General features: G+C 40.4%; 10 protein-coding genes and 1 pseudogene. 6 read left to right on the top strand and 5 right to left on the bottom strand.

The window, feature by feature from the left end; translation table 11 throughout:
- Positions 1 to 850: PstS family phosphate ABC transporter substrate-binding protein (locus SD31_RS12715; RefSeq protein ID WP_039054413.1), on the top strand; the 850-nt coding region annotated here is incomplete at its 5' end.
- A 23-nt stretch (positions 851 to 873) separates the two neighbouring features.
- On the top strand, positions 874 to 2,610 hold the full coding sequence (locus SD31_RS12710) for a tetratricopeptide repeat protein (protein WP_231561599.1): 1,737 nt from the start codon (positions 874 to 876) through the stop codon (positions 2,608 to 2,610).
- A gap of 81 nt (positions 2,611 to 2,691) precedes the next feature.
- Here SD31_RS12710 and SD31_RS12705 read toward each other — a convergent pair whose 3' ends face one another.
- The 5 genes and pseudogenes from SD31_RS12705 to SD31_RS12695 form a co-directional block, all read right to left on the bottom strand.
- A complete protein-coding gene (locus SD31_RS12705) occupies positions 2,692 to 3,561 on the bottom strand; it encodes an HAD-IIA family hydrolase (RefSeq protein ID WP_052259044.1) in 870 nt (289 codons plus the stop codon).
- Between the two features lie 20 nt (positions 3,562 to 3,581).
- Positions 3,582 to 4,112, bottom strand: a complete 531-nt coding sequence (locus SD31_RS20335) for an MFS transporter (RefSeq protein ID WP_410528266.1) — start codon at positions 4,110 to 4,112, stop codon at positions 3,582 to 3,584.
- A gap of 9 nt (positions 4,113 to 4,121) precedes the next feature.
- Positions 4,122 to 4,169: pseudogene (locus SD31_RS21400) on the bottom strand (hypothetical protein); the annotation flags it as partial.
- A 4-nt stretch (positions 4,170 to 4,173) separates the two neighbouring features.
- Positions 4,174 to 4,866 carry an MFS transporter gene (locus SD31_RS20330; protein ID WP_197053711.1) on the bottom strand — a complete coding sequence of 231 codons (693 nt, stop codon included), beginning with the start codon at positions 4,864 to 4,866 and terminating at the stop codon, positions 4,174 to 4,176.
- A 22-nt stretch (positions 4,867 to 4,888) separates the two neighbouring features.
- On the bottom strand, positions 4,889 to 6,193 hold the full coding sequence (locus SD31_RS12695; RefSeq protein ID WP_231561596.1) for a sn-glycerol-1-phosphate dehydrogenase: 1,305 nt from the start codon (positions 6,191 to 6,193) through the stop codon (positions 4,889 to 4,891).
- Between the two features lie 466 nt (positions 6,194 to 6,659).
- On the opposite strand from SD31_RS12695, the gene SD31_RS12690 reads away from it, so the two are divergent.
- The 4 genes from SD31_RS12690 to SD31_RS17615 all read left to right on the top strand — a co-directional run bounded on the left by SD31_RS12690 (position 6,660) and on the right by SD31_RS17615 (position 9,113).
- On the top strand, positions 6,660 to 7,430 hold the full coding sequence (locus SD31_RS12690; RefSeq protein ID WP_039054411.1) for a DeoR/GlpR family DNA-binding transcription regulator: 771 nt from the start codon (positions 6,660 to 6,662) through the stop codon (positions 7,428 to 7,430).
- Positions 7,431 to 7,718: 288 nt separating this feature from the next.
- On the top strand, positions 7,719 to 8,279 hold the full coding sequence (locus SD31_RS20325; protein ID WP_197053710.1) for a carboxypeptidase-like regulatory domain-containing protein: 561 nt from the start codon (positions 7,719 to 7,721) through the stop codon (positions 8,277 to 8,279).
- Positions 8,264 to 8,620, top strand: coding sequence for a TonB-dependent receptor plug domain-containing protein (locus SD31_RS20320; RefSeq protein WP_197053709.1), 357 nt, complete (start codon positions 8,264 to 8,266; stop codon positions 8,618 to 8,620). The genes SD31_RS20325 and SD31_RS20320 overlap by 16 nt, the downstream gene beginning before the upstream one ends.
- A 13-nt stretch (positions 8,621 to 8,633) precedes the next feature.
- A complete protein-coding gene (locus SD31_RS17615) occupies positions 8,634 to 9,113 on the top strand; it encodes a hypothetical protein (RefSeq protein ID WP_052259041.1) in 480 nt (159 codons plus the stop codon).
- Positions 9,114 to 9,238 lie beyond the last annotated feature (125 nt).

The following is a 9,238-nucleotide window of genomic DNA, read 5'->3' as shown; positions in this document are numbered from 1 at the left end:
TGGTGAGAATAATAAGGATAAGAAAGAGGATATCCTTTCAGGTGAAGTTGCCGTATTAGTAGATGAGACGATTTTACCTATTATCGAAGAGCAAAAGGAGGTCTTTGAAAGTTCATATCAGCAGGCGAAGATTAATCTGTTGGCAAAGCCTGAAGTTAATGCCGTAAACAGCTTACTGAAGGGCGAAGCTAATATTATTCTTCTGACGCGGGAGCTGACCGAAGAAGAAAATCAGTCTTTCGTAAAGAGGCAGATTCAACCGCGCATTTATGGCGTAGCGTATGATGCTGTGGTTTTCGTCGCTCATGTTTCTGCGGATAGTCTTATCAAAGTATCGGAAGTGATGGAGATGATGTCCGGCGAAAAAAAGACTGAAAGAAAGCTTGCTATTGATAATCCGAATTCTAGTCTTGTGCGATATTTGAGGGATAAAGGCAATTTAAGTAAGTTAGGGAGTACAAATATCGTAGTCAAAGGAACAGTGGATTCGCTCTTAGACGCAGTGGGAGATAATAGTAATATTATTGCGATGTTGAGCTACAATCAGTATTTAAGTTTTACTAGATTGTATGCAAAAAAAGAGAAAATTCGTATATTGAGCGTGCTCAACGATACGTTGGCCACACCTAAATACGTAAAACCATCCCAGGCGAGTTTGTCGACGGGTGAATATCCTTTGAAACGCGAGTTGAAAATCTTAAATTATCAGCCAAATATGGGCTTGGGGATGGGATTTTCTGCTTTCTTAACTGGAGACAGAGGACAGCGTATAGTGTTGAAATCGGGATTACTTCCCTACAAAATGCCGGGAAGAGAAATTATAATTAGAGATATAAATAGTTTAAATTAGAAATAACTAAGAACATAAATAGAATGATGACAAAGAGCAAATTGTTTTTGAGTTTATTAGCTGCAGGAGCTATTGTAGGTACTGCTAGTGCTCAAAGTTTGAAAGACGCACAATCAGCAATTGATGCTGAGCAATTCGACAAGGCGAAAAGCATCTTGCAGAATTTGGTAACAAAGAAACCTAAAGATGGTAAAAACTATTTCTATTTAGGTCAAGTATATTTGTTGAACGATAAGTTGGATTCCGCTGCTTGGGCTTTCAATAATGGTTTGACAAATGCACCTAAAGAAGTTTTGAACAACGTAGGTTTGGGTATTGTGGATTTAAAGAAAAACAGTGCTTCTACTGCAGAACAAAAGTTCGCACAAGCTACTGCTTCCTTAGGTAAGAAAGATTATTTGCCTTTATACTATATAGGTAAAGCTTATACAGAAGCTCCAAAGCCAGATTACGCTAAAGCGGTGGATTATTTGACCCAAGCGGCGTCAAAAAACACTAAAGATGGTAATATCTTGGTAGCATTGGGTGATGCCTATCTTGGTCTAGGAGAAAACAGCCAAGCTTACAAAAGCTATAGAGATGCCTTGAACTTGGACCCGAACTTGGTAAAAGCTAAAGTTCAACAAGCATTGATTACACGTAAAGCATTTGCTTTTGACGTAGCTTTAGAGTCATACAATGCTATCGCTCAGGAATATCCTAACTATGGCCCTGTCTACCGTGAGATTGCTGAGACAGAGTTGGCTATAGCGAAGAGAATGCCTGACAACACAGACGAAGAAAAAGCTAAGTATGAAGCACAAGTAGCTAAAGCTGTTGATGCTTACAAAAAATACTTGCAAGTAACAGGAGATAACTCTGCGGACGCAAAAATCCGTTATGCAGACTTCTTGGTTTACGGTCAGCAATACGAAGAATTGAAGAATGTAGCATTGGAATTGGAAAATGTTCCAGGAATCGATGCTAAGGTGTACCGTTACTTAGGTTTGATTGCTATCAACCAAGATAAGGACGCTGCTAAAGCGGTAGGCTACTTTGACAAATTATTTGCTAATGCGGATGAAAACCGTCTTATTGCTATCGACTACTTGTTTGCTGGTTTTGCAAACATTGAAGCCGGAAGCAAAGAAAAAGGTCTTCAATACTTAGGTAAAGCATTAGAATTGGATAAAGAGTTGATCAACGAGGTAGATGGCTACGGAAGAAATGCTTTCAATGCTCAAAAATTTGAGGCTGCGGCAGCAATCTTTAACGTGCCTGCACAACAAAAAGGAGAGCCTTGGTACTATGAGGCTAACTACCTAGTAGGTGATGCTACTTTCCGTGCAGCTAATGCTAAAAAAGAAAAAGGTGAGGATGCTACTGCTGATTTCCAAGCGGCCATCAAAGCATTGGATGTAATCGTTCAATCTACTGATTCCGCTGCTGCTGAATACATTGTTCCGGCATTGTATATCAGAGGATATAGCAACTATAACTTAGATGTTATCGATCCTGAGAAGCCTGAGTTGCACCAAGGTCTGTACTTGAACGATTTTAATCAATTAGCTAAAGTTCTTACAGACAAGCAAGCGGCAGGTAACCAATTGACAGAAGACGAAGTATTGAAATTAACTGACGTTTACAATGTAATCGGTTACTATCATATCTTGAAAGAAGATTATAAGAAGGCAGCTGAGTTATTCAAAAAAGCTATCGATTTATCACCTAACGACGAAGTAGCTACACAATACTTAGATGCTTTGAAAGATATCCTATAAGAATCTTTCCATAAACGAGAAAGGGACTGAATTTTCAGTCCCTTTTTTTATAGCTAGATTAAAATTATTGGATTTTGCAGATTAAGCTTTCTGATGAGCCTGAACTAGCATTTGTCCTAACTCTGCCAGATCTCTAATGATGATATGAGGCTTTGTTTGTGCCTCTATGGCTGTTTCTATTTTTGTTTCCCCCGAAAGTGTTAGTACTCCTATTGCGCCGGCATTGTGGGCCATCTGCACATCGGTATATATTCTGTCACCTACCATCAACACCTCTTCAGGTCTTAGTGAATAATTATTTAGAATACCATCAAGCATACCGGGGTTGGGTTTACCAATAATTACATCTGGTTTGCGTCCTGTGGCATGTTCGATACAAGTATATATAGCACCGCAGTCCACAAGTACGACCTTTTTGTCAGTAGGGCAAACACGATCCGGATTGGTGGCTATATAAGGGATATTTTGGGTAGCCCACCAAGCTGCTCTGCAGAGCCTGCCGTATTGCAACGACATATCGAAAGCTACAACAAGGGCGTCAGGAACATCGTTTTCATCGTCGGCAGTAGAGATAAACCCTGCCTCCTCAAATTCTTTAATCATACTTGGAGTGCCTAAGAGGAACAGCTTTTTTGCATCCGGAAGATTTGTTTTAATGTAAGCTATTGTTGCCTGTGCAGAAGTGTATATGGCCTCTATAGGTACGTTGATGCCCATCTTATGGAGATGAGCCAGATAGTCTTCCTTATTTTTGGAAGGATTGTTTGTCAGAAACGAAAAACCTATTCCATTTTCTTTTAGAAGGTCCAGAAATGGAACGGTAAAAGGGAATAAGGTGCTTCCATTGTAGATTGTTCCGTCCATGTCCAAAGCGACATGTTTTATCTTCTGTAAGCAATTATATAGATCTTCTTCTTTGCTAAATTGTGCGTGTATATTGTATTCAAACATTTTTCTATGACGTAATAATATTAAGATTCGTAACCATGGGCTTTAGCCTTCCAGCCGAAAAGGAAAGTAACGGCACCAATAATACTTGTGAAAAATAATATCTCGAAAGTAAGGTCCCATCCAAAGTGCTGTGCAAGATAACCTAAGCACCATCCTGAAACGATAGTACTAGCATATCCAAATAAACCTGTGAAACCTCCTGCTGTTGCTGCCGCTTTGTTGGTAGCCAAGTTTGCTGCCGCAATGCCTATCAGCGCCTGAGGACCATAGATGAAAAATCCGGCCGCCATAAGCACAAGGGATGCCAACCACACCGGAGGGTGCTCCAGCTTCCAGAAGATGAATACGAATATGGATACACCTATCATACAAAGGAAACATACGCGGATAGCTTTTCCTTTGAAGAATTTGTCCGTAGCCCATCCAGCCAGTAGCATTCCTATGATTCCGGCAATTTCGAATCCGGCGACCATCCATCCGGCCTTGGCAAGTGTCACGCCTTTCCACTCACTAAGGATCGTAGGTCCCCAGTCTAATACACCGTAGCGCACAACATAAACGAAGAAGTTTGCGATACTTATTACCCAGATGTAAGGGTTAAGGAATACATTTTTACGAAGGAACGCTTTGAATTCGGCTGATTTTTTTTCGTTCTTTCTTTTCTTCTTGACTTTTGTCTTCGTGCAGTTCTGGAAGTCCTACGGAAGATGGTGTGTCACGTAACATTATCCAAAGGTAAATAGCTCCAAGGATAGCGATAAGGGACGGGATGAAGAAAGCCCATCGCCATGTCATATGGCTTACCACATAGCCACATACGATTACTACCAGTCCGGCACCGATAGAGTGTGACGTATTCCAAACAGACATTTTGGTAGCCAGCTCTTGCGGCGGTACCCAGTGTGTCATCAGGCGTGCACAAGGAGGGAAACCCATTCCCTGAAACCAACCGTTCAACACCCAAGTAATGCCTAAGACCATTACGGCAGAACTGAATCCGAAGACAACGTTACACAGGGCAGACAAAAGAAGTCCCAGTACCATAAAATGGCGGGCATTGACTCTGTCGCCGATGATTCCGTTGACAAATTTGGATACACCGTAAATAAGTCCATGTAAGGTTAAAAATATACCCAAATCAGCTTTCCCGATACCTAAATCTTCCTGCATGCCCGGGATAGCCATACTAAGATTTTTACGCACGAAATAGTACAGTGCGTATCCTATCATCGTGGCAATAATAGTTCTTCTCTGCCAATATTTAAACTTATCGGATAGGTTGTTTGTAGATGTATGATTAGCCATAATAGGATGAATTTAAGAAAGATTATGAAATTAATTGCGGTTTTAAATCCCAAATCTGGTTTTTCCCGAAAATTTTGTTAAGGAAATAATCTACGGTATTCGTGCGGACGATAAGATCCAGTACCGTAAATCTTCTGCGGATAAACTGAGCTCTTACGAAGGTGTTTTTCAGGTATTCTCTGCTTACACCTATATGTTCAGGCTCGTAAGGTGCTCCAACTAATTTCAACCTTTCTTGTAATTCCTTGAAGGAGATGAGTTGTTGTTCTAATCTTGATTTTATTTTTGGCCAATTGTTTTTCAAGATTGAAAGCTGTTCTCTCAACTGGTCTTTATCCACGTATTTGGCGGCTGTTTCTTGGACGCCGATTGTTGGGAAGTCGGTATCTTTAAAGAATTCTGTTGCTTGTGCTTCAAGCTGTTCCATTGAAGGCCATGCTTCCACGCATTTATCTATGTCCAATTGATCGAAAGGATGTGCCAAGACGTGTTCATAAAGGACGGTGATGGCTAAGGTGCCTATAGCCACTTGGAACCCATGGGATACATTCTCTCCATTGTTGGTGTGGTGTTCCATGTTCCACAGATGGCTAAACTGATGTTCTGCCCCTGAAGCGGGACGGCTGGACTTAGACCACTGCATAGCAAAACCTCCCAACATTAAGCCTTCAATCAGTTTTCTTGTAGCTTCTTCGTCGCGGTTTTTTAATTGTTGAGGTGCTGACAGTGCATCGTGCAGGCCATCCTGAACTATACTCCAAGCCTGCGGATCTATTTTTTCTACGTTGAGTTCGTCGGCCAAAATCCAGTCGGCTCCGGCGGTAACTTTGGCAAAAAGGTCTGAATAACCTGAAGCGGTCATTTCTACAGGAGCGTCTTTAAGTATATCGATATCTGCTACACAAACTTTTGGAGCAGGACAGTTGAAGGTTTGTTTAGCTCCTTCAAAGGTAATGGACGCACCGAAAGCAGTATATCCATCCATGGAAGCAGCAGTAGCTATACACATATACTGTCTGTTGTTTTCGTGGGAGGCGAGCTTTGTAAGGTCATTGATAGTTCCGGAGCCTACGGCCAAGGCTATTGCTTCCGTATTTTTCAGATGATTGGAAAGCTGCTCTACGAAGCTGTATTCGGCATAAAGGTTAGGATCATCAAAGATGAAAGGCTCATCTTGTTCTATTCCCGCTTTTTGTAGATGATTGAACACTTCTTGTCCTGCAACGCGATAAGTCGTTGTGTCCGCTACGATAATGGCTTTTTTATCTTTAAAATATTTTTGGAATAATTCCGGAACTTGAGTTAATACATTTTTTCCTATTATCAAATCTTCCGTCTCTCTTGCGGCTTTAAGCGCCTCTTCAACTTCTTTTTGACATATTGTTTCGAATTTTTGTTTTTACTATTTATGATGTAATCCTAATAAATAAGAAGCGTGTTTTTGCTGCTTCTACCGTTCTCTCGTAAGAAAAGATTTATTATATTGGTCATTGAGGGAGAGCAGCTGACTTCTACGTTGTTGAGTGTTAAAATGTTAGGTTATCGCCATAGACGTACTTTCTACAATTTTTATTTTTATAAAAACATCATCACTGGAGGCTGTTTATGAGAATAAACTCTGGCAGCTTTCGTGGTTGATTCTTAAATTGGTTATACTTATTGTTGATAATACTTTCGAATTAGGACTTATATAACAAAAATAGAAAACAAAACGAAAAATAGAAAACAAAACGAAATTTTATTAAAATTCCTTAATTTCGTATGTAAAGGTTTTTAAACTTAAATTATGTGCTATGATATTAAGTATAGCTGAAAGACATAAATATATATTGGAGGCATTACGCAGAGATGGTTTTGTGAAAGTTGTGGATATAGCGAAACAGTTGGATGTGACCACTGTGACAATCCGTAAGGACTTCAAGGTACTGGAGGAGAAAGGTCTACTATATCGTACGCATGGCAGTGCCAGCTCGGTGAACCCACATGCAAAGGACAAAAATGTGCGTGAGAAGGAGAAAATACGCACGAAGGAGAAAGAGGCTATAGGCCTATGTGCCGCTCAGTTGATTGAAGAAGATGATTCTATCATCATCAATTCCGGATCTACGATATGTGCATTTGCAGAAAAAATTGTTCCTAAAGGAAACTTAAAGGTGGTGACCTCTTCCATAAAGGCTGCTTCCAAATTAGCTGAATCCGAAGGTGTTACTGTTATACAGCTGGGGGGCGTGCTACGAAGAAGCTCTATGTCTGTAATTGGCAATTATACGTTGGGACTGTTGGATAATATTACTTGCTCCAAGTTGTTTTTGGGGGTGGACGGTGTTGATGTGGACTATGGTGTGACGACCTCTAATATTGAAGAAGCAGAATTAAATAAAGCCATGATGGACGTTTCGTTGCGTACCATAGTGTTGTGTGACTCTTCCAAATTTGGCAGAAAAGGATTCGGGAAAATCTGCGGCATAGACAAGATTGATGTGATAGTTACGGATGAGGGCATTTCGGAATCTATGCATAAAACATTAGAGGAATACGGCGTGCAGGTTATTATTGCGAAATAGTTTTTATTTAAGGTGTTTGTTTAAAGGGAAAAGTTTGACTTTTCCCTTTTTATTTTCTTTTTCTTTTTTGAAGGAATGTAAACGAAATCAAATCGCTTTCTAAATTTCTATTTTTATTTTGTTATTTTTAGTTTTCTTATTTACATTTGTTTTATATCTGGAATAATAGAAGGATAGCCAATTAAAAGTATTAAAACCAAAAAATCCCGGTTAGCAATATAAGAGCTTGAATTTCATGCTTTTAAAATTTGTTTTCTGGTGTTTTTCAAAAAAGAAATCAAAACTAAAATGAAAAGAAAAATTAACCTGTTGAGTGCTTTTCTGTTGCTTACCATTTTTTCTTTTGCACAAGAATTGAAGAAGGTGACGGGAATTGTAGTGGGAGAGGACAACAATCCTATTCCTCATGTGACAATTTCTGTATCTACGGGTAAGCAAACACAGACTTCGGAATCGGGGAAGTTCGAAGTCGAGTTGAAGCGTGGCGACATCGTAAATGCACAGTCGCTGGGTTATCATCCTGAAAGCATGGTGTATCGTGATGAGGCTACCATACGATTTGTCTTGCGTGCGCAAGAGAAGAATCTAGATGAAGTGGTAGTGATTGGTTATGGTACGAGTAAGCGTAGAGACTTGGTGGGAGCGGTAGACCAAATCAGTGGTGATAAGTTGCAGAACAGAGGGAATATGAACATATCGCGAGCGTTGCAAGGTCAAATGCCGGGATTGAATATCAGCATGCGTGATGGTAAACCTTCTCGTGGTGCTACGCTCAATGTTCGCGGTACAGGAAGTATTGGTGCTGGCGGCTCTGCCTTATCCTTATCGATGGTGTGGAGGGGGATATGACTACGGTAAATCCAGAGGATGTAGAAAGTGTGTCGGTATTAAAGGATGCTTCTTCGGCAGCAATCTATGGAGCCAGAGGTACTTTCGGTGTAATATTGATTACAACAAAACGTGCCTCCAAGGGAAAACCTAAGTTGAACTACAGCGGAGGATATTCGGTGAATGACCGTATTGTCAAAATGGAAAATAACATCGTGACCAACGGTCTTCAATGGACGGATGCCTGGTACAAGGCTTACATGGAAGGAAATGACAATGGTACCCCTCCTGCCGGTATCAACAATGTGTTTAAATATACAACCGATTGGTACAATGAGCTGGTGAAGCGCAATTCGGAATGATTCGTACGAAAAAATGCGTGTTAACAGTATCGGCGAATATGAATATTTTGGTAATACCAACTGGTTCGATATTATCTACAAAGACTATAATATGAATACCGAACATAATGTTTCGGTGTCGGGCGGCAATGATAATGCTTCGTACTATGTGTCCGGAAGAATGTTTGCACAAGACGGAATTTATAATGCCGGAAATGAGGAATACAAACAATATAACTTCCGCGGTAAGGGCGAGATCAAATTGCTTCCAAACCTGACCTTAAACAACAATACCGACTTCATTCGTCGTAATATTCACCAGCCTATGGTGATGTACGACAGACAGCTGTTGCCACGTATGTTGGAGCATCAAGGATATCCTATGACATTAGAGAAAAACTTGGACGGCACATGGACTGAGACTGCCAAGTATATATGGGATGGGCCGGCTTTGTGGAAGGAACATCGTATCAGAAAAACAACAAATTCGATATCCGCAATACGACAGCCTTGACATATGAGGCTATTCCGGGGCAGTTGATTCTTAAAGGTGACTTTACTTATTATAACCATTCGGACCGTACACGTGTAGAAAACATGTACGACTTCTATACAGGTCCCGGAATCAAGAAGTCAAGA

This window comes from Sphingobacterium sp. T2 (genome assembly GCF_000814685.1).
GTDB lineage: Bacteria > Bacteroidota > Bacteroidia > Sphingobacteriales > Sphingobacteriaceae > Sphingobacterium > Sphingobacterium thermophilum.
Note: the sequence above shows the minus strand (reverse complement) of the source record. Positions and strands in the feature narration are given on the sequence as shown.